We start from the raw sequence: 24,254 nt of genomic DNA, 5'->3' as shown, positions 1-24,254 counted from the left end.
CTTTTGTTGTTGCCGGCAGTGGAGCGTTATGAACTATCATATTATTCCCGTTACGGCTTTCTCGCAGAACTGTTCGGTGATTTGGTGCCCGGAAACCCGGGAAGCCGCTCTGGTCGATCCGGGTGGTGATGCGGACAAGATCAAACAAGAAATTGCCGCTCTGAATGTGGAACTGAAGCAGATTCTGTTGACCCACGGGCATCTCGATCACGTCGGGGCCGCCGCCGAGCTAGCGGAACACTACGGTGTTAAGATTGTCGGACCTCACAAAGCTGACCTGTTCTGGCTGGAAGGATTACCGACTCAGAGTCAGATGTTTGGCTTTGGTTACTGTGCACCCCTTACACCAGATCGCTGGCTGGAAGAGGGCGAAACGGTGGCTGTAGGTAACGTTACGCTGGAAGTCCTGCTTTGCCCGGGGCATACCCCAGGCCACATCGTGTTTTTTGACCGGGTTGGTCGGCTGCTGGTTTCTGGCGACGTCATTTTCAACGGTGGCGTAGGGCGGTCTGATTTCCCACAGGGCAACCACAGCGATTTGATCGCTTCTATCCATACGAAACTGTTACCACTGGGAGATGACGTGACGTTCATTCCCGGTCACGGCCCAATCTCAACGCTTGGGCGGGAAAGAATCAGCAATCCTTTCCTGCAATAAATAAAAAAGCCTGCAAACGCAGGCTTTATTATTTCGTCCGTAGCGAATTACAGTACGGCGACGATTGCTTCACACAGCGCTGACATATTATCAGGTGTCATACCCGCCACGTTAACGCGGCCGGAATTAACCGCATAGACACCAAACTCATCACGCAGGCGTACGACCTGGTCTTTTGTCAGGCCGCTGAATGAGAACATACCGTTCTGGCTGATGATAAAGCTGAAATCACCCTTCGCGCCTTTTTCCTGCAGCGTATTAACAAATAGCTGACGCATACGCTGGATGCGCTGGCGCATATCGGCCAGTTCCTGCTCCCATAGCGCGCGAAGAGCCGTGTTGCTGAGGATAGTCGCGACGACAGCTGCACCGTGAGACGGTGGGTTAGAGTAGTTAGCACGAATTGTCGCTTTAACCTGGCTAAATGCGGTATCTGCAACGGCTGCTTCAGCGGCCACCAGCGTAAATGCGCCTACGCGCTCGTTATACAGGCCAAAGTTCTTCGAATAGGAACTGCAAACAATCAGCTCCTGGTGGCTGGCGGCAAAGATGCGCAGGCCTTCTGCGTCTTCTTCAAGGCCACGTGCGAAGCCCTGATAGGCGAAGTCGAACAGCGGTAGCCATCCTTTAGCCAGCGATAGTTTTGCCAGTGCTTGCCACTGTTCTGCCGTTGGGTCGATGCCGGTCGGGTTATGGCAGCAGCCGTGGAACAGAACCACGTCTCCGGCCTGCGCGGCGTCCAGGCTGCTGACCAGTGCATCAAAATCGAGAGCATGATTAGCGGCATCGTAATACGCGTATTCACAGACTTCCAGCCCGGCAGCGGCAAACACGTTCTTATGGTTCGGCCAGCTAGGATTGCTCACCCAGACGCGTTTAGCGCTGGTCTGGTTAGCAATAAAGTCCGCAGCAATACGCAGCGCACCGGTACCACCTGGCGTTTGTGCCGTGCGCGCACGTTTAGCGCTGATGATGGCGCTGTCGGCTGAAAACAGAAGTTCCTGCGTGCAGCGAGCAAAGTCAGCAATACCGTCAATGCTAAGGTAATTTTTGGTTGTTTCGTTTTCCAGCAGATACTGCTCAGCTTTTTTTACGCTGGCCAGCACCGGCGTTTTGCCGGTTTCATCTTTATACACCCCGATACCGAGGTTGATCTTATTTGGGCGATCGTCAGCACGAAACAGGTCGGCTAAACCAAGAATGGGATCGGCGGGTGCAGCTGCAATACGTTCAAACATAATTGAAGTCCGTTAGCTTAATCTAAAGCGAAGTGAGCAATCAGGTTACCGTCAGAAAGCTGAAATTGCCAACCGTTTGCGCTAAAAAAGCCGGGTAAAGATCAAGCTTCATTAAAAGAAAACTTTGACGATGGTCATGCAGGTAGCGGCAATGGCGACGGCGGTAGCAATTATCCAGCGAGTCTGGTTAGTTATCTCTCGGTGCATACTGCCAATCTCTTTGTGCATGCCGCCCATTTCTTTATGGATGCCCACCAGGCTCTGATGCATTTCCGTTCTCAGCTCCGCCAAATCAGTTTTGGTGGCAAATGTTTCTGAGCGCGCCATCAGGCAGGCGAGGTCGATTTTAATTTGGCCGGTGTCTTTTTCAAGCTGTTCAATACGATTGATCATGATGTCCATACTCTCTTCCTTATGCAGGTCCTTGCCTGAGAATGAGTGTACGGCAGCTGTTGGAAATATCACCCTTTATATCTAGACGAGCGTGGATTTATCACCGGGCTGGGAAGGGGATCGCAGAGTCTGTGTAATGGGCTGTAAATTGGCAGAACGGGGATAATGGAAAAACAAAAACGGGGCCGAAGCCCCGTTTGTTGCAAATTGCGCGGTGGGATATCCCACCGGCAAAAGGCAATTAGAACTGGTACTGCAGGCCAACACCAACAACGTCGTCGGTAGAGCGACCGGCTGCACGGGTGTAATCAGTGTCATCCAGCAGGTTGATTTTGTAGTCAACGTAGGTAGACATGTTTTTGTTGAAGTAGTAGTAGGTACCCACTTCGATGTATTTAACCAGGTCAGCATCGCCGCCGCCGAAGGTAGAACCGTTACCGCTGAAGCCGTCCAGTTCCTTACCTTTAGACTGCAGGTAAGCGATGGATGGGCGCAGACCGAAGTCGAACTGGTACTGTGCAACCACTTCGAAGTTGGTTGTTTTGTTAGCAGCTACGCCGGTGTTGCCGTAGTTGGTGGTGTTACGGGATTCACCGTAGAACGCCGCCAGGTATACGTTGTTCGCGTCATATTTCAGACCCAGACCGTATGCATCCGCTTTGTCGCCGGTGCCGTCTGCTTTCTGATCAACGGTACGGTTAGCAGAGAAGTAAGAACCTACTGCGCTGATGCCCATGCCGGTGTCATAGGCTACAGAAGTACCCCAGCCGTCGCCGTTCTGAAGTTGAACTTCACGGCCTTCGTTTTTGCCCTGGTACTGTACAGCGAAGCTCAGGCCGTCAACCAGACCGAAGAAGTTGCTGTTACGGTAAGTAGCAACACCTGAAGAACGACCGATCAGGAAGTTGTCGTTGTCCTGGTACAGGGTGTCATCGCCGAACACTGGCAGCTGGTCAGTGTAAGACATTGCGTCGTAGATCACGCCGTAGTTACGACCGTAGTCGAATGAACCCGCGTCGCCGAATTTCAGACCAGCAAAGCCCAGACGGGTTTTGTTACCGTCTTGAACGTCAGCGCCGCCTTCAGTGTGGTTAGCCTGAACGTTGTATTCCCACTGGCCGTAACCGGTCAGCTGGTCATTGATCTGAGTTTCGCCTTTAAAACCGAAACGCACATAAGTTGCATCGCCGTCGTCGCCAGCGTTGTCAGAGAAAGTGTGACGCGCATCAACTTTACCGTACAGATCCAGTTTGTTGCCGTCTTTGTTGTAGATTTCTGCTGCGTTGGCTGCACCAGCTGCTAACAGAGCTGGGATTACCACTGCAAGAATGTTGCGCTTCATCATTTTTATTACCCTCATTGGAGTTATTTGGACACCTGCCACTGCCGTCAATAATTCGTTACAGAACTATGATGAGAGTTTGGTGTCTTCCTGTGTCTGCACGCATCTTTCCATTCGTAGCGCGGTTAATCTAGTTGGAAAATGCTACTAATATCCTATTCTGGTTACAATAAGAAAATGTGTGTAACAAGATGTAAAAAACAGGGAACTTTGTGAGTCAACTCAAAATTTACAAAAATAAAAAAAGGCCAGCGAGGCTGGCCTTTGTATATATATGAATTTCTTATATTTAATTCTGAAATCAGAAAGAAGCGTTCCGCGGCGTACGTGGGAATGCGATAACATCCCTTACATTTTGTACCCCGGTGACATAGGCGATTAATCGTTCGAAACCTAAACCGAACCCTGAGTGAGGAACGGTACCGTAACGACGAAGATCGCGATACCACCAGTAATCTTCTTTATTCAGTCCCATTTCTGCCAGACGTGCATCAAGAACGTCTAAACGTTCTTCACGCTGGGAACCTCCGATGATTTCACCAATTCCCGGAGCCAGAACGTCCATCGCCGCAACGGTTTTGCCGTCATCGTTCAGGCGCATATAAAACGCTTTGATGTCTTTCGGATAGTTTTTCACTACGACCGGGGCTTTGAAATGCTTCTCGGCCAGGTAACGTTCGTGCTCAGAGGAGAGATCGATACCCCATGAAACCGGGTTCTCAAAGGTCTGGCCGGATGCCAGCAGGATCTCTACCGCTTCGGTGTAATCGACCTGGGCAAAGTCGGTGGTAACAAACCGCTCCAGGCGAGAGATGGCATCTTTATCTACGCGCTCGGCGAAGAAGGCCATATCATCGGCACGTTCTTCCAATACGGCTTTAAAGACGTATTTCAGCATCGCTTCGGCCAGCGCGGCGTTATCTTCCAGATCGGCAAAGGCGATTTCCGGCTCCAGCATCCAAAACTCAGCCAGGTGACGGCTGGTGTTGGAGTTCTCGGCGCGGAAGGTCGGACCGAAGGTGTAAATTTTAGAGATTGCGCTGGCGTAGGTTTCACCGTTCAGCTGGCCGGATACGGTCAGGAACGACTCTCTGCCGAAGAAATCTTCTTCGTAGTTGACTTTGCCTTCCGGCGTGCGCGGCAGGTTTTCCAGATCCAGCGTGGATACGCGGAACATCTCACCGGCACCTTCGGTATCGGAAGCGGTGATCAGTGGAGTAGATACCCAGAAGAACCCCTGCTCGTCAAAGAAGCGATGCAGCGCCTGGGCCAGCGTATGGCGCACGCGGGCAACCGCGCCAATCAGGTTGGTACGCGGGCGCAGGTGAGCCACTTCTCGCAGATATTCAATGCTGTGGCGCTTAGCCGCCATCGGATAAGTATCCGGATCGTCAACCCAGCCAACCACTTCTACGTGGGTCGCCTGAATCTCAAAGCTCTGTCCTTCGCCCGGAGATTCCACCACTTTGCCGGTAACAATCACTGAACAGCCGGTGGTCAGACGCAGTACTTCATCCTGATAATTATTCAGAGAATTATTGACCACAGCCTGAACGGGATTAAAGCAGGAGCCGTCATAAACGGCGATAAAGGAAATACCGGCTTTTGAATCTCTTCGGGTACGCACCCAGCCACGTACGGTGACTTCGCTGTCAACCGCAACCCGGCCGTGCAGTACATCCGCTACAGGCACAACGCTCATATAAGTCTCTCACTATTGATCTGAATAGGAATGGTTACCCCAAATTTTGGGTCTTGCTATGTTACTTGCCGGGCGAGGAGAAACAAGAGGAATTCAATGAATGTGGGGAGATTTATTCAGTATTGGCGGAGTTGCGGGCCAGAAAGCATCTGGCCCTGATAGAAGTCCTAACTGGCTTTCTTCACCAGCGGCAGATCGAAAGCTTTACGCAGTGCGCGAACGAAGGCCTGATCCTGGCAAATCGTTTTGCCGGGGCTGTCGGAAAGCTTGGCTACCGGTTTGCCGTTACACTCGACCAGTTTAATGACGATGTTTAGCGGTTTAACCTGAGGAATATCGCAGGTCAGGCGTGTGCCAATACCGAACGCCACGTTAATACGCTGGCCGAAATGGCGGTAAAGCGCCACGGCGCTGTCGAGATCCAGATTATCGGAGAACACCAGTGTTTTGCTGAGCGGGTCGATTCCCAACTGCTGATAATGGGCAATCGCTTTTTCTCCCCACTCCTGCGGCTCACCGGAATCATGGCGCAATCCCTGATAGGCGCTGGCAAAGTTGCGGCCAAAATCGCGCAGGAAGGCATCCATCGTAATGCAGTCGGTGAGGGCGATACCCAACTGATCGGGGTACTCTTCCAGCCAGGCCTGCAGTGCTGCGCGCTGACTGTTCGCCAGTACCGGGCTGATTTGCTGATGTGCCTGGAACCATTCATGGGCCTGCGTGCCCATTGGCGCGATATCCAGCCGGCGGGCAATCTCATAATTGCTCGAACCTACCAGCCAGGGGAAATCCTGCTTCAGCGTGCTGACAATCGCCAGATGCACATCCCACGAGAAGCGGCGACGTGTGCCAAAGTCCATCAAACGGAAGCGCGACATATCCAGATCGGCGGTCAAATCTGCGAACTGGTCGAGTTTGCTTTTGAGTTTATCGACGGCCATTTCCGCCGTCACCAGCGGAGAGCGGTGGCGATGCACGACTTCACTGATCAGCGCAAGCAGTGGGACTTCCCACATAATTACTTCACGCCACGGGCCGCTGATACGGATATCCAGCTTGCCCAGATTATTGCGTACCTGAACCTGTTGCGGATCGTATCGGAATTCCCTTAGCCAGGCGAGATAGTCAGCGGTAAAGAAAGGCAGGCCGGAGAGATAGGTGAACTCTTGATCGTTCAACGCCAGCGTAGCCATCATCTTTATCTGCTGCACGATTTCATCGGCATACAGGCCCAGCATATCGTCACCACGGCAGCGAAATTCAGCTGCAACCGTAACGTCATGATACCGGTGAAAAACCGCCTGCTGCATATGAAGTTTGTAGGCGTCGGTGTCCAGAAGCGTAGTCAAAATCGGGGAAGCGTGTCGTGTCATGGTGCGTTTCAGCATCCTCTGGCGAAGAGCGTTATCCCTGGTTCAAATGGAAAAAAGTCGCAGGAGTATAACCCGAATACTCATTTATTGAACCCGATCACAGCACAATTCAGACGGGCTGGTCGAGGACATTATGTGCTCATGTTAACAGTATGTATCATTTTCCATCAATCCCGCGTTTCGTGTGGAATCAACGTGGCAACCGTGCGATAACAGGAATAAACTTGAAATGTTAAATTAATTATCGACGTGAGAAGGACTTATGACGCAACTGCCGCAAGCTAAGAACCGCCATGATTATCGTGCACCCGACTACACGATTACCGATATCGATCTGACGTTCGATCTTAATGCCAGTACTACCAGGGTGACCGCCGTTAGTCAGATTAAGCGATTGGCGCACTCTGACGCCGAGCTGCGTCTGGACGGCGAAGATCTGTCGCTGGTGTCGATTGCCGTCGATGAACAGCCCTGGGAGCATTATCGGCTGGAAGAGGGGGCGTTAATTATCAGCCACCTGCCTGACGCGTTTACGCTAAAGATTGTCAATGAGATCCACCCGGATAAAAACACCGCACTTGAGGGATTGTACAAGTCCGGCGAGGCCCTGTGTACCCAGTGTGAAGCGGAAGGTTTCCGCCATATAACCTGGTATCTTGACCGCCCGGACGTACTGGCCCGCTTCACGACAACCATTATTGCCGAGCAGGCGTTGTATCCTTATTTACTGTCGAACGGTAATCGCATTGATGGCGGCGAACTTGAAGGTGGTCGTCACTGGACCAAATGGCAGGACCCGTTCCCGAAACCCTGCTACCTGTTTGCGCTGGTTGCCGGTGATTTTGACGTGCTGCGTGACAGTTTCCACACCCGCTCCGGCCGTGATGTGGCGCTGGAGATCTTTGTCGATCGCGGCAACCTTGACCGCGCCGACTGGGCGATGACCTCGCTGAAAAACAGCATGAAGTGGGATGAAGAGCGCTTCGGTCTGGAATATGACCTGGATATCTTTATGATCGTGGCCGTTGATTTCTTCAACATGGGCGCCATGGAAAATAAAGGCCTGAACGTCTTTAACTCTAAATACGTACTGGCGAAGGCGGAAACCGCAACCGATAAAGATTATCTCGGTATTGAGGCGGTGATTGGCCACGAATATTTCCATAACTGGACGGGCAACCGCGTGACCTGCCGCGACTGGTTCCAGCTCAGCCTGAAAGAGGGGCTGACCGTGTTCCGCGATCAGGAGTTCAGTTCGGATCTGGGCTCCCGCCCGGTTAACCGTATTGATAATGTGCGCGTAATGCGCGGCGCGCAGTTTGCGGAAGATGCCAGCCCGATGGCGCATCCGATTCGCCCGGAGCAGGTGATCGAGATGAACAACTTCTACACGCTGACGGTGTATGAAAAAGGTTCGGAAGTGATCCGCATGATGCACACGCTGCTGGGTGAAGCGGGCTTCCAGAAAGGCATGCAGCTCTATTTCGAACGTCATGACGGCAGTGCGGCAACCTGTGATGACTTTGTGCAGGCGATGGAAGACGCATCGAATGTCGATCTGTCGCAGTTCCGCCGCTGGTACAGCCAGTCGGGTACACCGGTACTGAGCGTGCGCGATGACTATAACCCTGAGCTTGAGCAATATACGCTGCACGTCACCCAGATGACGCCGCCGACCGCCGATCGTCAGGAGAAACTGCCGCTGCATATTCCGCTGGATATTGAGCTGTACGACAGCAAAGGTCAGGCAATCCCGCTGCAGCACAACGGCCACCCTGTACATAACGTGCTGAACGTTACCGAAAGCTTCCAGACGTTTGTTTTTGATGGCGTTCCAGTCCAGCCCGTACCTTCGCTGCTGCGTGAGTTCTCCGCACCGGTCAAACTGGATTACAACTGGAGCGATGCGCAGCTCACCTTCCTGATGCGCCACGCGCGTAACGATTTTTCGCGCTGGGATGCCGCGCAGAGTCTGATGGTGAATCATATCCGGCTGAACGTTGCCCGCTATCAGCAAGGGCAGCCGCTCTCTCTGCCGCTGCACGTGGCGGATGCCTTCCGCGCAGTGCTGTTAGAAGAGAACAGCGATCCGGCGCTGATGGCGTTAATCCTGACGCTGCCGAGTGAAAATGAAATTGCCGAGCTGTTCGATACCATCGATCCACAGGCAATCGCGGCGGTACGCGAAGCGCTGGTACGCACGCTGGCTGAGGAACTGACGGATGAGCTGCTGGCTGTATACCGGGCGAATCAAACCGCTGAATATCGTATTGAACATGCGGATATCGGCCTGCGTGCGCTGAAAAATGTCTGCCTGAGTTATCTGGCGTTCGGTGATGCGGCGGCGGCGGATAAACTGGTCAGCAATCAGTATCACCATGCTAACAATATGACCGACAGTATCGCCGCGCTGGCCGCGTCTGTCGCAGCACAGCTGCCGTGCCGTACTGAGCTGCTGGCGGCGTTTGATGAGCGCTGGCATCATGACGGACTGGTGATGGACAAATGGTTTGCCCTGCAGGCAACCAGCCCGGCTGAGGATGTGCTGACCCAGGTCAGAGCATTGCTGAATCACCGTTCGTTCACTCTCGGTAACCCGAACCGCGTTCGCTCGCTGGTCGGGGCGTTTGCCGCAGCCAATCCGTCGGCGTTCCACGCGCAGGACGGCAGCGGCTATCAGTTCCTGGTTGAAATGCTGACCGATCTGAATACCCGCAATCCGCAGATTGCGGCACGGCTGATCGAACCGCTGATTCGTCTGAAGCGTTACGATGCCTCCCGCCAGGCGTTGATGCGTAAAGCGCTGGAGCAGTTGAAGGGGCTGGATAAGCTTTCTGGCGATCTGTTCGAGAAAATCGAGAAAGCGCTGAACGCCTGAATTTGGTGCCAGCGTTAAGCAAAGGGGGCGATTACATCGCCCCTTTATTTTTAGCGCTGTGCGTAGCGCGGTTCAGCGGGAGCTGCCGGGCGCTTCAGCACGCGATCGAGGACTTCGGCTTCCAGCTCGGCCAGCCGTACGGAGCCTTTCCGTCGCGGGCGCGGCAGGTCAATGCTCAGATCGAGGCCAATATTTCCCTCCTCTATTAACAGCACGCGGTCTGCCATCGCCACCGCTTCGCTGACGTCGTGCGTGACCAGTAGTACGGTGAAGTGATGCTGCTGCCACAGCGACTCAATCAGGTCCTGCATTTCAATCCGCGTTAAGGCATCCAGCGCACCGAGTGGCTCATCCAGCAGCAGCAGTCCTGGACGATGAATCAGCGCTCTGGCCAGTGCCACACGCTGTTTCTGACCACCCGAGAGGGCCGCGGGCCATTCTCCGGCGCGATCGGCCAGCCCGACGGCGGCAAGTGCCTCCAGCGCATTTTGCTTCCAGTCACGCCCTTTTAGTCCCAGGCCGACGTTATCAATGACGCTTTTCCACGGCAGTAATCGGGCATCCTGAAACATTAGCCGGATATCTTCGCGCGCCTCGTTGAGCGGTGCGCTGCCGGCCAGAAGTTCGCCGCTGCTGGCTTTCTCCAACCCGGCCAGCAGCCGTAACAGGGTACTTTTACCGCAGCCGCTGCGACCGACCACTGCCACAAATTGTCCTGAGGGAATATGCAGATCGATGCTGTTCAGTACGGTGCGGCCATTGTACTGTTTGCTGACACCGTTAATGTTTAACGGTGTCCCTGCGTTCAAACGCGCCGGAGCAGAACTTAGCTCGCTCATGCATTCTCCTCTTTTAGTTGATATGCCGGATGCCAGCGCAGCCAGATGCGTTCCAGTAGCTGGGCGCTGACATCAGCCAGTTTCCCCAGCAGGGCGTAAAGAACGATCGCCACCACGACCACATCGGTTTGTAAAAATTCGCGGGCGTTCATCGCCAGATAGCCGATACCTGAATTGGCGGAAATTGTTTCAGCGACAATCAGCGTCAGCCACATCAGACCAAGAGCGAAGCGTACGCCAACCATAATTGAGGGCAGCGCACCCGGCAGCACAACCTGAATAAACAGGCTCCAGCCAGAGAGTCCATAGCTGCGCGCCATTTCCACCAGGCCGCGATCGACATTGCGAATACCGTGATAGGTATTCAGATAGATGGGGAACAGGGTGCCGAGGGCGACCAGAAAGATCTTGGCGGATTCATCAATGCCAAACCACAGTATTACCAGCGGGATTAGCGCCAGGTGAGGTACATTGCGCAGCATCTGTACGGAAGTGTCCAGCAGGCGCTCGCCCAGGCGTGACATGCCGGTTATCAGGCCCAGCAGCAGACCAATTGAACCACCTATGCTAAAGCCCAGCAGGGCGCGCCAGCCGCTGATAGCCAGATGCTGCCACAGTTCCCCGCTGGCGGAAAGCCGCCAGAAAGTGACAAGCACCGACTCGGGGGACGGCAGAATACGTGTGGAAAGCCAGCCGGTTTGAGAAGCCAGCTGCCAGACCACGACCAGCAGTACCGGTAGCGCCCACGGCAGCAGGGCATTGGTGATATGTTTAGTTGCTTTACTCATGCCTACCTCTGAACCCTCTCGGCGGGTATTGCTGTAAAACCAAAACGCCCGCACATCAGCACGGCGGGGCGTTGTTAGCTTTGAGAAACTTTCTGCGGCGCGAAATCATGCGCAACGTGCTCACCGTGGGCATTGATTTTCGCAGGCTGCGGCACCTCCGGGATCGCCAGATCGAGATGCGGGAACAGCAGTTCACCCACACGATAGGCCTCTTCCAGATGCGGATAACCGGAAAGAATAAAGGTTTCAATGCCGAGGTCAGCGTACTCCTGCATTCTTGCGGCTATCGTCGGGCCATCACCGACCAGGGCCGTACCGGCACCGCCGCGCACCAGACCGACTCCAGCCCACAGATTCGGCGCGATCTCCAGTTTGTCCCGCTTGCCGCCGTGCAGAGCGGCCATCCGCTGCTGGCCGACGGAGTCGGTACGCGCCAGTGCGGCCTGGGCTTTGGCAATGGTGGCATCATCAAGATGGGAGATCAGTCGGTCGGCGGCCTGCCAGGCTTCCTCATTGGTTTCGCGGACGATCACGTGGAGGCGGATACCAAAGCGTACTTTACGACCCAGTGCGGCGGCTTTTGCCTGTACCTGAGCAATTTTTTCTTTTACCTGTGCAGGAGGTTCGCCCCATGTCAGATAGACATCGACCTGTTCCGCCGCCAGATCCTGAGCGACCTCGGATGAGCCGCCGAACCACAGCGGTGGCCTTGGCTGCTGTACCGGTTTAAACATCAGCCGTGCGCCGCGCACATTGACATGCTTGCCTTCATAATCAACGGTTTCGCCTTCCAGCACCCGGCGCCAGACGCGGGTAAATTCTGCTGACTCAGCATAGCGCTCACGGTGGTCGAGGAACACGCCGTCACCCGCCAGTTCTTCTGCATCCCCACCAGTCACCAGGTTAAACAGGGCGCGGCCGTTGGAAAGACGATCGAGCGTCGCGGCCTGGCGAGCCGCATGGGTCGGTGATGTGACGCCCGGACGAAGAGCAACCAAAAAGCGCAGACGCTGTGTCACCGGAATGAGCGAAGCAGCAACCAGCCAGGCGTCCTCACACGATCGCCCTGTCGGGATTAGCACACCGCCAAATCCCAGGCGGTCTGTTGCCTGGGCAATTTGTTGCAGATAGGTGTAATCCACCGGGCGGGCACCCTGGTTGGTACCCAGATAATGACCATCACCGTGAGTGGGAAGGAACCAGAAGACGGACAGGCTCATCGTTTTACTCCTTAATTCAGGGGCGTGGCTGCGCCAGCAGAAAACAGAAACGGGTTAAACGGCTGCGGCCAGCGGTTGATGGCGGCGGGCCAGCGCATGCCAGAAGGTATCTACCGATTCCTCAAGGCGTGCAGCCAGTCCAGCGGATAATTCAGGCTGACGGTCGTAGTGGGCGATCTGGCTGTCGTCGGCAAATACGCCGTGGAGTACCTCCTGCGCTTTCAGGGCGTTAAGCACCGGCTTCAGCGCATAATCGACCGCCAGCAGGTGGGCAACGGTGCCGCCGGTGGCCAGCGGCAGAACCACCTTATGTTCCAGTGCGCGTTCCGGCAGTAAATCGAGCAGGGTTTTCAGCGCACCGGCAAAAGACGCTTTATAGACCGGCGTTGAAACGATCAGTCCGTCGGCTTTTTCCAGATCTTCCTTAAAGGCTAGCAGGGCGGGGGAGTCAAAGCGCGCGTAAAGCAGATCTTCAGGATGGAAGTTATGCAGATTCCACGGAGTCACCTCAACGCCGCGCTGTTCAAGGGCATGCTGGCACACCGTCAACAGTGCGGTGGAGCGAGAGGGAAAGCGGGGGCTTCCCGCCAGAGTAATAACGCGCATAACCACTCCTTATAGCTAAAAGTTATTAATTAAACACATTCAAGAACTGATTGGCTTATCCTGACAGAGCAGGAAGAGGGGCTTAAATGATTTATCCGGCATTTTTTTGCCATTTTTTTCATATAGCGGCTGGCGGTGTTGACGGTGTCGCTAACAGGACGCACTTTTTTTTAGCTTTTACGCCACGACGTTTCCATTTAGTGGCTGAATACCGGATAATACGACCCCGATTTTCTATCGGGACCTCAGGAGTGACCATGTATTATCCCCTCGTTCGTAAGGCGCTGTTCCAGCTCGATCCTGAGCGCGCGCATGAACTGACTTTGCAGCAGCTGACGCGCCTTTCCGGCACCCCCTTCACCGCCCTGATCCGCCAGTCATTGCCGTTTAAACCGGTTAATTGCATGGGGCTGACGTTTAAAAATCCGCTGGGGCTGGCTGCCGGGCTGGATAAAAACGGTGAATGCATTGATGCCTTTGGCGCAATGGGGTTTGGTTTTATTGAAATTGGTACGGTCACCCCGCGTCCGCAGCCGGGTAATGATAAGCCTCGCATGTTCCGCGTTGTAGAAGCGCAGGGCATCATTAATCGCATGGGATTTAATAATCTGGGCGTTGACCATCTGGTAGAGAACGTTAAGAAAGCCCACTATGACGGCATTCTCGGCATTAATATCGGTAAGAATAAAGACACGCCGGTTGAGCAGGGAAAAGAAGATTATTTAACCTGTATGGATAAAATTTATCCGTACGCGGGCTATATCGCCATCAACATTTCCTCGCCGAACACACCGGGCCTTCGCAGTCTGCAATATGGTGAAGCGCTGGATGATTTGCTGCAGGCGATTAAAACCCGGCAGGGTGAACTTCAACAGCTTCATCATAAATATGTTCCTGTCGCGGTGAAGATCGCGCCCGATCTTTCTGAAGAGGAATTGATCCAGGTTGCCGATAGTTTGCAGCGACACAATATTGATGGCGTTATTGCCACCAATACGACCCTCGATCGTTCTTTGATTAAAGGGTTAAAACATTGTGATGAAGCCGGTGGGCTGAGTGGCCGTCCCGTACAGTTGCGCAGTACGGAAATTATTCGGCGACTCTCTGCTGAGCTGAAGGGCAGCATGCCAATTATTGGCGTGGGCGGTATTGATTCCCTGGTTTCAGCGCGTGAAAAAATGGAAGCGGGAGCTTCACTGGTACAAATATATTCCGGCTTTATTTACAAAGGTCCGCCACTAATAAAAGAAATTGTGACCCATATTTGAGTAAAAAATGCCAGGGGCTTTATTTTCGCCTCTGGCTCGTTTATATTTTGTTCTGTTAGATCGCTATTAAGTCAATTTGGCGTGTTGCTGTAAGTTAAAAAACAGCCGTTTTTTTCCCGGACCATGAATATTTTTCCGGACATCTGTAACCCATTATTACTACAGGACTCATCATGAGGATAAAACCGGACGATAACTGGCGTTGGTTTTTCGACGCAGAACAAGACCGTATGATGCTGGACCTGGCTCGTGAACAGCCATTTCGCTCACGTTTTCCCCGCAAGATGCTCACGCCGGATGCCTTTGATGTTTCAGGCTTTTGTGTCGATGACGCTGCACTATTTTTCACCTTTGCTGAGCGATGCCGCCAGGCAGAGCTGGATTCTGAACAGCACGCTGAATTGGTGCTGAACGTGCTGGTGGCGACCCGTTTCCTCAAGCCGCTGATGCCGAAGAGCTGGCATTTTGTGACTCAGACGCACGGTGGCTTCCGTCCTGAGGAAGGCGATCTGGTTTGCGTTACCGTTAGCGATAGCGGTGAGCAGGCGACAATGATCGTCGTTGAATCGGGTGAGAACGCGGCGCTTTGCCTGCTGGCTCAGCCGGAGCTCATTCTGGCCGGCCGCAGTATGATGCTGGGTGATGCGATAAAAATTATGCACGATCGTCTTACGCCTCAGGTTAAACCTGATGCGCTGCGGTTTGCTCGCGCGGTGTAACTCACCGCGCAAGATCCTTAGCGTAGAATCAGATCCCCTGACGGGATACAGCTGCAGCTGAGTATAGTTCCATCCTTCCGTATTGCTCCTTTTTTCAATGCGCTGACCTCACCACTGACCAGAGTGACTTTGCAACTGCCGCAGATCCCTGCCCGGCAGGAGTAGGGAATACGAATCCCCTGCATTTCCAATTGCTCCAGCAGCACCTGCTGATTGTTGCCGCTGAACGCCTGACCGTTCCAATTCAGGGTCACCTCACCGGGCGGTTGTGTATCGACGGTCAGCGTTTCGGTAACTTCACCGCTGCCGTAGGCGCGGGCAGGCTGGCGTTTAATCACCTCAAGCCTGTCGCCACTCCGGATGACGCCGCTGCTGCGGGCGACCAGATTCATTCCGAAGTCGATATCTCCGCTGCCGTCCTGCGCGCTGCGAAAACGCTGGAGCGTGGACAGCGGTTCACCGCTGGGATGTTTGCGGCCACGCTGTGGGCTGATGGTGGTGAACACGCAGCGGCTGCAGGGTTTGGGCAGATCGAAAAGCACATCGCCGATCTTCACCGTTGACCAGCCGTCTTCGGCCCAGGCGTCCGCACCGGTAATCACCAGGTTTGAGCGGAACTGTTCCATCCTCACGCCTGCCGGGCAGCGCTGTTGTAAATCAAACAGTGAGGCTTCATTAACCAACAGATAGGGGAAACCATCGGCGAATCCGAGAGGAACCTGATCAAAATGTTTTACCCGGCGGGTCATGCGGGGCCCAACCCAACGTAGCTGAAGTGGTCGGGGGAAAAAGCCGCTCAGCCACTGGTTGATACTGTCTGGGGCAATCAGGGCGCTGAAGTGGCTTCCCCAGACTTCAGTGGGCTCACTGTCGGGGAGAAAATCCTCAAACAGCACCGTTGCGCTACTGCCATCGGGTGCGCTGAGCTGTAAACCACCCATAATTAAAGCCGGAGTGAATAACACCATTTCGGGATACTGGCGTGCGGTAATAAAGGTGCCATCAGGTTCGGTAAGCATAAAGATGCGATCGAAGGCAAGGCCGCTCTCTAAAGCCTGAGCATGCGAAACCTGCATGCCGCGCATGGATTTTACCGGGTGAATAAATAACCGTGACAGTGTGATCATGGTGCTGACTCCTTGTGCAGCCGGTATATGCCCCCTGTTAAGCCAGGGTTTCTGCAGCAAAAGAAGCTAACTTTATGACATGACGCCATGATTAGCTATAATGCGCAGCAATTTTCTGATGACGATAAGTGACACTATGAATTCTCTGTTTGCCAGTACGGCGCGTGGGCTCGAAGAGCTGTTAAAAAGTGAACTGGAAGTCCTTGGCGCGCAAAGCTGCCAGGTCGTCCAGGGCGGCGTACATTATCAGGGTGACGATCGTCTGATGTACCAAAGTCTGATGTGGAGTCGTCTGGCGTCGCGTATTCTGCTGCCGCTGACAGAATGCGGTGTTTACAGCGATCTGGACCTCTACCTCGGCGTGCAGGCTATTGACTGGCCGGCAATGTTCGGCAGCGATAAAACTTTCGCCGTGCATTTTAGCGGTCTGAACGAGGTTATCCGCAACAGTCAGTATGGTGCGCTGAAGGTCAAAGACGCCATTGTTGACAGCTTTACCCGTAAAGGGCTGGCGCGTCCGGATGTCGATCGCGAACTGCCGGATATCCGCGTCAATGTCTGGTTGAATAAAGACACGGCCAGCATCGCGCTTGATCTCAGCGGCGAAGGTTTGCATATGCGCGGTTATCGCCAGCAAACCGGTCAGGCACCGCTGAAAGAGACCCTGGCTGCCGCTATTGTGCTGCGCTCCGGCTGGCAATCAGGTACGCCGCTGGTCGATCCGATGTGTGGTTCCGGTACGCTGTTGCTGGAAGCCGCGATGATCGCCTGCGATCGTGCACCGGGCCTGCACCGTAACCACTGGGGCTTTACCGGCTGGAGCAAGTTTGATGCGGCGCTCTGGAGTGAAGTGAAGCAGGAAGCGCAGGCGAGAGCAAAGAAAGGCCTGCAGGATAATACCTCGCGCTTCTTCGGCTATGACAACGATCCACGCGTGATTGAAAGTGCGCGGGCCAACGCCCGTCGTGCTGGCCTGGCTGAGCGGATTAGCTTCACCCTTCAGGATGTGCTGAAGCTGCAAAATCCGCTGCCGGAAGGTCCGGCGGGTACGGTGCTGAGCAATCCACCTTACGGTGAGCGTCTGGAAAGTGAACCTGCGTTGATCGCGCTGCACAGTCAGCTGGGCCGCCTGATGAAAGCTCAGTTTGGCGGCTGGAATCTGTCGCTGTTCAGCGCTTCACCTGAGCTGCTGAGCTGCCTGCAGCTGCGTGCAGATCGTCAGTTCAAAGCAAAAAATGGTCCGCTGGACTGCGTGCAGAAAAACTATCAGCTGGCCGCGAACCCGTCTGGCGGTGCCGTAGCACAGCTGGCGGATGATTATGCCAACCGCCTGCGTAAGAATCTGAAGAAGCTGGATAAGTGGGCGCGCCAGGAAGGGATTGAGTGCTATCGCGTCTATGATGCCGACTTACCGGATTATAACGTCGCCGTTGACCGCTACGCTGACTGGGTGGTGGTGCAGGAATATGCGCCGCCGAAAACCGTTGAGCCAGCTAAAGCGCGCCAGCGTCTGTTTGATGTCATTGCCGCAACGCTTAATGTCATGGAGTTACCGACCAACCGGCTGGTGCTGAAAACCCGTGAAAGGCAGAAAGGGAAAAATCAGTATCAGAAACTGGGCGAGAAGGGGGATTTTTTCCAGGTCAGCGAGTTTAACGCCAAACTGTGGGTCAATCTGACGGATTATCTCGATACCGGTTTGTTCCTCGATCATCGCATCGCCCGCAAAATGCTGGGCCAGATGAGTAAAGGCAAAGACTTCCTTAATCTGTTTGCCTACACCGGTAGTGCCAGCGTTCACGCCGGCCTTGGCGGTGCGCGCACCACCACCACGGTCGATATGTCGCGGACCTATCTGGAGTGGGCAGAACGTAACCTGCGGCTTAACGGTTTAACCGGTCGCCAGCATCGACTGATGCAGGCAGACTGCCTGAACTGGATGCGCGAAGCCGATGAACAGTTCGATCTGATCTTTATCGATCCGCCAACGTTCTCTAACTCCAAGCGAATGGAGGAGAGTTTTGATGTGCAGCGCGATCATCTGGATCTGATGAAGGATCTTAAACGTCTGCTGAGAGTGGGCGGCACCATTATGTTCTCTAACAATAAACGCGGCTTTAAGATGGACTTTGCCGGGCTGGAAGCGTTGGGTCTTGAGGCTCGCGACATTACCGCCAAAACACAGTCACAGGATTTTGCCCGTAACCGTCAAATTCACAACTGCTGGCTGCTGACGCACGCCGGTAAGGAATAAGTATTTATGTCACTAATCAGTATTCATGGCGCTTATCTTTCATTCAGCGATGCGCCGCTGTTGGATAACACTGAACTCCATATCGAAGAGAATGAGCGCGTTTGTCTGGTCGGGCGTAACGGTGCCGGTAAATCCACGTTGATGAAGATTATCAACCGTGAACAGCCTCTGGACGATGGTCGTATCATTTATGAACAGGATCTGATCGTCGCTCGTCTGCAACAGGACCCACCGCGCAACGTGGCAGGCTCGGTGTATGACTTTGTTGCCGAAGGGGTGGAAGAGCAGGCGGAGCACCTGAAAGCCTATCACGCTATTTCTCATCTGGTGATGGAAGATCCGAGCGATAAAAATCTCAATGAGATGGCGCGTCTGCAGTCGATCCTCGACCATCAAAATCTGTGGCAGCTGGAAAGCCGTATTCATGACGTGCTGGAGAAGATTGGTCTGGATGGTGACGCTGAACTTTCTTCCCTGTCCGGTGGCTGGCTGCGTAAAGCGGCGCTGGGGCGCGCGCTGGTCAGCAACCCAAAGGTGCTGATGCTTGATGAGCCAACCAACCACCTGGATATTGAAACCATCGACTGGCTGGAAACGTTCCTGAAAACGTTCCAGGGCAGCATCATCTTTATCTCTCACGACCGTTCATTTATCCGCAATATGGCAACGCGTATTGTCGATCTTGACCGCGGCAAGCTGGTGTCCTGGCCGGGAGATTACGATCAGTATCTGCTGGGCAAAGAGGAAGCGCTGCGCGTTGAAGAGATGCAGAACGCTGAATTTGACCGCAAGCTGGCGCAGGAAGAAGTGTGGATACGCCAGGGCATCAAAGCCCGTCGTACTCGTAATGAAGGACGCGTACGCGCACTGAAGGCCTTGCGCCGCGAACGTTCCGAACGTCGTGAAGTGATGGGCAAAGCCAACATGCAGGTGGAAGAAGCATCACGCTCCGGCAAAATTGTCTTCGAACTGGAAAACGTCAAATACGGTATTGCGGGCAAGCAGCTGGTTAACGATTTCTCTCGTCAGGTTCAGCGCGGCGATAAAATTGCTCTCATCGGCCCGAACGGCTGTGGCAAAACGACATTGCTGAAGCTGATGCTGGATCAGCTAAAGCCGGACAGTGGCCGAGTGCATATTGGTACTAAACTGGAAGTGGCCTACTTCGATCAGCACCGTGCCGAGCTGAACCCGGACCGCACGGTTATGGACAACCTGGCCGAAGGTAAGCAGGAAGTGATGGTAAACGGTAAACCGCGTCATGTACTCGGTTACTTACAGGACTTCCTGTTCCATCCAAAACGTGCGATGACGCCGGTGCGAGCCTTGTCCGGTGGAGAGCGTAACCGACTGCTGCTGGCTCGTCTGTTCCTGAAGCCGAGTAACCTGCTGATTCTCGATGAACCGACCAACGACCTGGATGTAGAAACGCTTGAGCTATTGGAAGAACTCATTGATGGTTACCAGGGAACGGTACTGCTGGTTAGCCACGATCGTCAGTTCGTGGATAACACCGTCACCGAATGCTGGATCTTCGATGGCACTGGTGAAATTGGTGCATTCGTTGGTGGCTACCATGATGCCCAGCTTCAGCGTTCTGCCTGGAAACAAAACCGTGCTGCCGCTAAAAGTGCGCCTTCTCAACCTCGTCAGGAAAGCGTAAAAAGCGAAGCAGTGAAAAAACCGGCTGCTAAGCTGAGCTACAATTTACAGCGTGAACTGGAACAGCTGCCTCAGAAAATGGAAGAGCTGGAAGCACAGCTTGCTGCATATCAGGCGCAGGTTGCTGATGTAAACTTCTTTAACCAGCCGCACGAGGCGACTCAGTCGGTTCTGGATGCGCTGGCAAAAGCCGAACAGGAACTGGAAACGGCGTTTGAACGTTGGGAATACCTTGAGTCGTTAAGTAACGGCGCGTAATTTTATTGAGGGAAAGGTATGTGTTCGTCGCACCACGCACATCAATGGATTCTATGTCCGCAGTGTGACCTCATGACACAGTTGCCCGTGCTTCTGCCGGGCAGCAAAGCAAGCTGCCCGCGCTGTCATACCACACTTCACTCCAGCTGGGTTGAGCCGCTCAGGCGGCCGGCTGGCTATGCGCTGGCGGCGCTGTTTATGCTGCTGCTGGCTAACCTCTTTCCCTTCGTTAATATGCGGGTTGCGGGTTTAAGCAGCGAAATTTCCATGATGCAGATCCCTCAGGTAATGGTTTCTGAGGACTACAGCAGTCTGGCTACGCTGTTTATGCTCTTCGTTCAGGGCGTGCCCGCGTTCTGCATGATAGCGATCCTGCTGCTGGTCAGCCCGTTAAAACTGCCGCTGCCGTTGAAACGGGGTATGACCCGCATCCTGATGCAGCTGCGGAGCTGGGGCATGGCGGAAATTTTCCTCGCCGGAGTTCTGGTCAGTTTCGTTAAGTTGATGGCCTATGGCGACATCGGCATTGGTAGCAGCTTTATCCCCTGGTGCCTGTTTTGCGTACTGCAACTGCGGGCATTTCAGTGCATAGAACGTCGGGTGCTTTGGCAGCGAGTTGCGCCATTACCCGCTCTGCCTGCGCGTCCGGTGGCGGGCATTAGCGGCCTGCGGCAGGGTATGCGCTCATGCTCATGCTGTACCGCAGTGCTGGCCAGCGATCGGTTAGTCTGTCCGCGCTGTGGGAGTCATGGCCATGCACGGCGTAAGCACAGTCTGCAGTGGACGCTGGCGCTGCTGTTGACCTCCATACTGCTTTATATTCCCGCTAACCTGATGCCAATCATGATCACCGAAGCGCTGGGTAACAAGATGGGTTCAACCATCATGGCCGGGGTTATCCTGCTGTGGAGCGATGGTTCCTATCCGGTAGCACTAGTGATATTCATTGCCAGTATCATGGTACCTTCATTGAAAATGCTGGCTATCGGCTGGTTGTGCTGGGATGTCAAGGGAGACAGTCGGCATCACCATGACAGTGAACGGATGCATAAAATTTATGAAATGGTCGAGTTTGTCGGACGCTGGTCAATGATTGACGTTTTTGTTATTGCCGTACTGTCGGCACTGGTGCGTATGGGGCGGTTGATGAGCATCTATCCCGCAACGGGCGCGCTGTTATTCGCGATGGTGGTGATCCTGACAATGTTTGCTGCTATTACGTTTGATCCCCGACTAACCTGGGATCGGGTGAAAGATAAGAGTACTGAGGAGTCGTTTAGTGACGGACAATAATCACAGCACCGCCAGGGTAGAACATATTAAACGCTGGTCCCCGGTTTGGATCGTGCCGATTGTGACCGTGCTGATCGGCGCATGGATACTGTTTTATCATTTCAGTCATCAGGGGCCGGAAGTGACCCTGATTACTACCAATGCAGAAGGCATTGAAGGTGGAAAAACCACCATTAAAAGCCGCAGTGTGGATGTCGGCATCGTAGAGAGCGCGGTGCTGACCGACGATCTGCACCACGTTGAAATTAAAGCGCGTCTTAACTCTGGTATGGAGAAACTCCTGCGCGAAGACAGTGCTTTTTGGGTCGTCAAACCCACTATTGGCCGCGGTGGCGTTAGCGGTCTGGGAACGCTGTTGTCCGGAGCCTATATTGAGCTTCAGCCCGGTGCAAAAGGCGAAAAAGCAAAACAGTATGAACTACTGGATGCACCGCCGTTGGCTCCACCGGATGCAAAAGGGATCCGCATCACTCTGGACAGCCGCAAAGCCGGCCAGCTAAACCCGGGCGATCCGGTCCTGTTCCGTGGTTATCGCGTTGGTTCAGTAGAAACCAGTTCATTCGATACCGATAAACGTATGATCGGCTATCAGTTGTTTATTGCCGCGCCTTACGATCGGCTGATTACCACCAATGTTCGCTTCTGGAAAGACAGCGGCATTGCGGTTGATATGTCCGCATCGGGGATGCGGGTCGAAATGGGATCGCTGGCAACGCTGCTAAGCGGTGGGGTGAGTTTTGACGTACCGGAAGGCTGGGAGCTGGGTAAGCCCGCTGAAAATAAAGCGGAGTATCGGTTATTTGACGATCAGCGTAGCATTCAGGATTCTCTCTACAGCGAGCACAAAGATTTCCTGATGTTCTTTAACGAATCGGTTCGCGGCCTGAATGCGGGTGCGCCGGTTGAATTCAGGGGTATTCGCCTTGGTACCGTGGCTGAAGTACCGTTCACCGCGCCGGGTATCGCTCAGCGCCTGAATAACGATTACCGCATTCCGGTGCTGATCCGTATAGAACCAGAGCGTTTCCGTAAGCAGCTGGGAGAAGGTTTCAACTTCGAGCAGCATCTGAAAAGTGGTATCAGTGAGGGGTTACGCGCCTCCCTTAAATCTGCCAACTTGCTGACCGGTTCGCTATACGTGGATCTGGATTTCTATAAAAATGCCAAAGCGGTAACTGGTTCGTCTAAATTTGGAGATTACGAGCTGATTCCGACGGTCAGCGGTGGACTTGCGCAGCTTCAGGAAAAGCTGGTGGAGTCGCTGGATAAGATCAATAACCTGCCGCTGAATCCGATGCTGAACGAGGCAACCGGTACGCTGAAAGAGAGCCAGCGCACGCTGCGCGAGCTGCAAAAAACGCTGGATAACCTCAATCAAATCACTTCCAGTCAGGCGATGCAGGAGCTGCCGGCAGATATGCAGAATACGCTACGTGAACTGAATCGCAGCATGAAGGGCTTCCAGCCAGGATCGCCGGCTTACAACAAAATGGTGGCGGATTTGCAGAGTCTGGATCAGGTGATGCGTGAGCTACAGCCGGTGCTAAAAACGCTGAACAATAAAAGTAATGCGTTGGTGTTTGAAGCGAAACCCGGTCAGGACCCACAGCCGAAGAGGGCGAAATGATGATGAAATGGATACCCTTAGCGCTGATACTTGCGGTGACTGCCTGCAGCAGCACGCCAGAAACACGCTATTATCAGTTGCCTGTTGCAGGCAGTAATACGGTGGTGAGCAGTCAGACTTTTTCCCGGCCAATCTGGGTAGAGGCGGTATCGATCCCGGATTATCTGGCAGGTAACGGCGTGGTCTATCAGAGCAATGACGTTCAGTACGTTATCGCCGCTAACAATCGCTGGGCCAGTCCGCTCGACCAGCAGCTACAGCAAACGCTGGTCAGTAATCTGAGCCGTGAATTGCCCGGCGCGGTGATTTCTTCTTCGCCCCTTGGTCAGCAGCACGATACACTCAACGTGACGGTCACCGGCTTTCATGGGCGCTACGATGGCCGTGCAGTGATCAGTGGTGTGTGGATGCTGCAGCGTGAAGGCCGCTTAGAGAAGCGTGCGTTTATGCTGGACCTGCCGCAAAGCGAGGACGGTTATGATTCGCTAGTCAGAACGCTCTCTCAGGGATGGCAACAGATCTCGACCCAGATCGCAAATGCGATAAATCAGCAACGTTAGTTATTATTTTTACAAATGGCCTAAGCCTTTGATTATCGCAAAATGAGACTTTTGCATAATCGAAGGCTTTTTTATTGCTAATCATCCACCTGTAACCTTTCAGTACCAATAAACAATGCAAAATTATGAAAATGCCAGGTCATAAATATGACATTGGCGTGAAATTTGCGCATTGATCTTTTATTACCGCAGAGGTAGAACTTAATTGTGGCTGCGCACTCAGTAGCCACTGTTTTCTTTCCACCAGATTCCACCAGACAAAATGAGGGAAACGCGGCATGAAGAGACAGAAACGAGATCGCCTGGATCGGGCACATTCACGGGGTTATCAGGCGGGCATTACCGGACGCTCAAAAGAGATGTGTCCTTACCAAATGCTAGATGCTCGATCTCACTGGTTGGGAGGTTGGCGACAGGCCATGGAGGACAGGACGGTTACCGCGTAACGC

20 protein-coding genes are annotated in these 24,254 nt (G+C 53.8%); 10 read left to right on the top strand and 10 right to left on the bottom strand.

Annotated features, from left to right (window positions below):
- Positions 1–28: 28 nt before the first annotated feature.
- Complete coding sequence (locus IBT47_RS16120) at positions 29–658, top strand: MBL fold metallo-hydrolase (RefSeq protein WP_200561426.1); 630 nt, start codon at positions 29–31, stop codon at positions 656–658.
- 47 nt (positions 659–705) lie between these two features.
- Here IBT47_RS16120 and IBT47_RS16115 read toward each other — a convergent pair whose 3' ends face one another.
- The 5 genes from IBT47_RS16115 to pncB all read right to left on the bottom strand — a co-directional run bounded on the left by IBT47_RS16115 (position 706) and on the right by pncB (position 6,706).
- On the bottom strand, positions 706–1,896 hold the full coding sequence (locus IBT47_RS16115) for an amino acid aminotransferase (protein ID WP_200561424.1): 1,191 nt from the start codon (positions 1,894–1,896) through the stop codon (positions 706–708).
- 111 nt (positions 1,897–2,007) lie between these two features.
- On the bottom strand, positions 2,008–2,298 hold the full coding sequence (locus IBT47_RS16110) for a hypothetical protein (RefSeq protein WP_200561422.1): 291 nt from the start codon (positions 2,296–2,298) through the stop codon (positions 2,008–2,010).
- 232 nt (positions 2,299–2,530) lie between these two features.
- Positions 2,531–3,634 carry a porin OmpC gene (gene ompC, locus IBT47_RS16105; protein ID WP_279355976.1) on the bottom strand — a complete coding sequence of 368 codons (1,104 nt, stop codon included), beginning with the start codon at positions 3,632–3,634 and terminating at the stop codon, positions 2,531–2,533.
- 298 nt (positions 3,635–3,932) lie between these two features.
- A complete protein-coding gene (gene asnS / locus IBT47_RS16100) occupies positions 3,933–5,333 on the bottom strand; it encodes an asparagine--tRNA ligase (protein ID WP_105593425.1) in 1,401 nt (466 codons plus the stop codon).
- A gap of 167 nt (positions 5,334–5,500) precedes the next feature.
- A complete protein-coding gene (gene pncB, locus IBT47_RS16095; protein ID WP_200561420.1) occupies positions 5,501–6,706 on the bottom strand; it encodes a nicotinate phosphoribosyltransferase in 1,206 nt (401 codons plus the stop codon).
- A gap of 262 nt (positions 6,707–6,968) precedes the next feature.
- On the opposite strand from pncB, the gene pepN reads away from it, so the two are divergent.
- Complete coding sequence (pepN, locus tag IBT47_RS16090) at positions 6,969–9,584, top strand: aminopeptidase N (RefSeq protein ID WP_200561418.1); 2,616 nt, start codon at positions 6,969–6,971, stop codon at positions 9,582–9,584.
- A 50-nt stretch (positions 9,585–9,634) separates the two neighbouring features.
- Here the strand turns inward: pepN and ssuB are convergent, their stop codons facing one another.
- The 4 genes from ssuB to ssuE all read right to left on the bottom strand — a co-directional run bounded on the left by ssuB (position 9,635) and on the right by ssuE (position 13,037).
- Positions 9,635–10,423 (bottom strand): aliphatic sulfonates ABC transporter ATP-binding protein, encoded by a 789-nt coding sequence (gene ssuB / locus IBT47_RS16085; RefSeq protein ID WP_200561416.1) that lies wholly within the window; start codon positions 10,421–10,423, stop codon positions 9,635–9,637.
- Positions 10,420–11,211 carry an aliphatic sulfonate ABC transporter permease SsuC gene (gene ssuC, locus IBT47_RS16080; protein WP_200561414.1) on the bottom strand — a complete coding sequence of 264 codons (792 nt, stop codon included), beginning with the start codon at positions 11,209–11,211 and terminating at the stop codon, positions 10,420–10,422. The genes ssuB and ssuC overlap by 4 nt, the downstream gene beginning before the upstream one ends.
- 74 nt (positions 11,212–11,285) lie before the next feature.
- Positions 11,286–12,431, bottom strand: coding sequence for an FMNH2-dependent alkanesulfonate monooxygenase (gene ssuD / locus IBT47_RS16075; RefSeq protein ID WP_200561412.1), 1,146 nt, complete (start codon positions 12,429–12,431; stop codon positions 11,286–11,288).
- Positions 12,432–12,485: 54 nt separating this feature from the next.
- Positions 12,486–13,037 (bottom strand): NADPH-dependent FMN reductase, encoded by a 552-nt coding sequence (gene ssuE / locus IBT47_RS16070; protein ID WP_105593418.1) that lies wholly within the window; start codon positions 13,035–13,037, stop codon positions 12,486–12,488.
- Between the two features lie 257 nt (positions 13,038–13,294).
- Between ssuE and pyrD the strand changes: the two genes are divergently transcribed.
- Entirely contained in the window at positions 13,295–14,305 is a 1,011-nt protein-coding gene (pyrD, locus tag IBT47_RS16065; RefSeq protein WP_105593417.1) for a quinone-dependent dihydroorotate dehydrogenase, read from the top strand.
- Between the two features lie 173 nt (positions 14,306–14,478).
- Positions 14,479–15,024 (top strand): cell division protein ZapC, encoded by a 546-nt coding sequence (locus tag IBT47_RS16060; RefSeq protein WP_200561410.1) that lies wholly within the window; start codon positions 14,479–14,481, stop codon positions 15,022–15,024.
- 17 nt (positions 15,025–15,041) lie between these two features.
- On the opposite strand, the gene IBT47_RS16055 is transcribed toward IBT47_RS16060, so the two are convergent.
- On the bottom strand, positions 15,042–16,151 hold the full coding sequence (locus tag IBT47_RS16055; protein WP_200561408.1) for a YcbX family protein: 1,110 nt from the start codon (positions 16,149–16,151) through the stop codon (positions 15,042–15,044).
- A 136-nt stretch (positions 16,152–16,287) separates the two neighbouring features.
- Between IBT47_RS16055 and rlmKL the strand changes: the two genes are divergently transcribed.
- From rlmKL to rmf, 6 genes are all read left to right on the top strand, one after another.
- Complete coding sequence (gene rlmKL / locus IBT47_RS16050) at positions 16,288–18,405, top strand: bifunctional 23S rRNA (guanine(2069)-N(7))-methyltransferase RlmK/23S rRNA (guanine(2445)-N(2))-methyltransferase RlmL (RefSeq protein ID WP_200561406.1); 2,118 nt, start codon at positions 16,288–16,290, stop codon at positions 18,403–18,405.
- Positions 18,406–18,411: 6 nt separating this feature from the next.
- Positions 18,412–20,325: an ABC transporter ATP-binding protein gene (locus IBT47_RS16045; protein WP_200561404.1), complete on the top strand. Its 1,914-nt coding sequence runs from the start codon at positions 18,412–18,414 to the stop codon at positions 20,323–20,325.
- An 18-nt stretch (positions 20,326–20,343) separates the two neighbouring features.
- Positions 20,344–21,618, top strand: a complete 1,275-nt coding sequence (pqiA, locus tag IBT47_RS16040) for a membrane integrity-associated transporter subunit PqiA (protein ID WP_105593413.1) — start codon at positions 20,344–20,346, stop codon at positions 21,616–21,618.
- The gene (pqiB, locus tag IBT47_RS16035; RefSeq protein WP_200561402.1) at positions 21,605–23,245 is read left to right on the top strand and encodes an intermembrane transport protein PqiB; all 1,641 of its coding nucleotides are present in this window, start codon (positions 21,605–21,607) and stop codon (positions 23,243–23,245) included. Before pqiA ends, pqiB begins: the two co-directional genes overlap by 14 nt.
- Positions 23,245–23,805, top strand: a complete 561-nt coding sequence (gene pqiC, locus IBT47_RS16030) for a membrane integrity-associated transporter subunit PqiC (RefSeq protein ID WP_200561484.1) — start codon at positions 23,245–23,247, stop codon at positions 23,803–23,805. Before pqiB ends, pqiC begins: the two co-directional genes overlap by 1 nt.
- A 278-nt stretch (positions 23,806–24,083) precedes the next feature.
- Positions 24,084–24,251 carry a ribosome modulation factor gene (gene rmf / locus IBT47_RS16025; RefSeq protein WP_105593410.1) on the top strand — a complete coding sequence of 56 codons (168 nt, stop codon included), beginning with the start codon at positions 24,084–24,086 and terminating at the stop codon, positions 24,249–24,251.
- Positions 24,252–24,254 lie beyond the last annotated feature (3 nt).

Origin of the sequence: Erwinia sp. S43 (assembly GCF_016624745.1) — a bacterium.
In the GTDB taxonomy this organism is placed as follows: Bacteria; Pseudomonadota; Gammaproteobacteria; order Enterobacterales; family Enterobacteriaceae; genus Erwinia; species Erwinia coffeiphila.
Note: the sequence above shows the minus strand (reverse complement) of the source record. Positions and strands in the feature narration are given on the sequence as shown.

Bases quoted from the DNA above. Each gene is read 5' to 3' on its own strand.
- IBT47_RS16120 (WP_200561426.1), top strand. From the start codon at position 29: ATGAACTATCATATTATTCCCGTTACGGCTTTCTCGCAGAACTGTTCG.
- IBT47_RS16115 (WP_200561424.1), bottom strand. From the start codon at position 1,896: ATGTTTGAACGTATTGCAGCTGCACCCGCCGATCCCATTCTTGGTTTA.
- IBT47_RS16110 (WP_200561422.1), bottom strand. From the start codon at position 2,298: ATGGACATCATGATCAATCGTATTGAACAGCTTGAAAAAGACACCGGC.
- ompC (WP_279355976.1), bottom strand. From the start codon at position 3,634: ATGATGAAGCGCAACATTCTTGCAGTGGTAATCCCAGCTCTGTTAGCA.
- asnS (WP_105593425.1), bottom strand. From the start codon at position 5,333: ATGAGCGTTGTGCCTGTAGCGGATGTACTGCACGGCCGGGTTGCGGTT.
- pncB (WP_200561420.1), bottom strand. From the start codon at position 6,706: ATGACACGACACGCTTCCCCGATTTTGACTACGCTTCTGGACACCGAC.
- pepN (WP_200561418.1), top strand. From the start codon at position 6,969: ATGACGCAACTGCCGCAAGCTAAGAACCGCCATGATTATCGTGCACCC.
- ssuB (WP_200561416.1), bottom strand. From the start codon at position 10,423: ATGAGCGAGCTAAGTTCTGCTCCGGCGCGTTTGAACGCAGGGACACCG.
- ssuC (WP_200561414.1), bottom strand. From the start codon at position 11,211: ATGAGTAAAGCAACTAAACATATCACCAATGCCCTGCTGCCGTGGGCG.
- ssuD (WP_200561412.1), bottom strand. From the start codon at position 12,431: ATGAGCCTGTCCGTCTTCTGGTTCCTTCCCACTCACGGTGATGGTCAT.
- ssuE (WP_105593418.1), bottom strand. From the start codon at position 13,037: ATGCGCGTTATTACTCTGGCGGGAAGCCCCCGCTTTCCCTCTCGCTCC.
- pyrD (WP_105593417.1), top strand. From the start codon at position 13,295: ATGTATTATCCCCTCGTTCGTAAGGCGCTGTTCCAGCTCGATCCTGAG.
- IBT47_RS16060 (WP_200561410.1), top strand. From the start codon at position 14,479: ATGAGGATAAAACCGGACGATAACTGGCGTTGGTTTTTCGACGCAGAA.
- IBT47_RS16055 (WP_200561408.1), bottom strand. From the start codon at position 16,151: ATGATCACACTGTCACGGTTATTTATTCACCCGGTAAAATCCATGCGC.
- rlmKL (WP_200561406.1), top strand. From the start codon at position 16,288: ATGAATTCTCTGTTTGCCAGTACGGCGCGTGGGCTCGAAGAGCTGTTA.
- IBT47_RS16045 (WP_200561404.1), top strand. From the start codon at position 18,412: ATGTCACTAATCAGTATTCATGGCGCTTATCTTTCATTCAGCGATGCG.
- pqiA (WP_105593413.1), top strand. From the start codon at position 20,344: ATGTGTTCGTCGCACCACGCACATCAATGGATTCTATGTCCGCAGTGT.
- pqiC (WP_200561484.1), top strand. From the start codon at position 23,245: ATGATGAAATGGATACCCTTAGCGCTGATACTTGCGGTGACTGCCTGC.
- rmf (WP_105593410.1), top strand. From the start codon at position 24,084: ATGAAGAGACAGAAACGAGATCGCCTGGATCGGGCACATTCACGGGGT.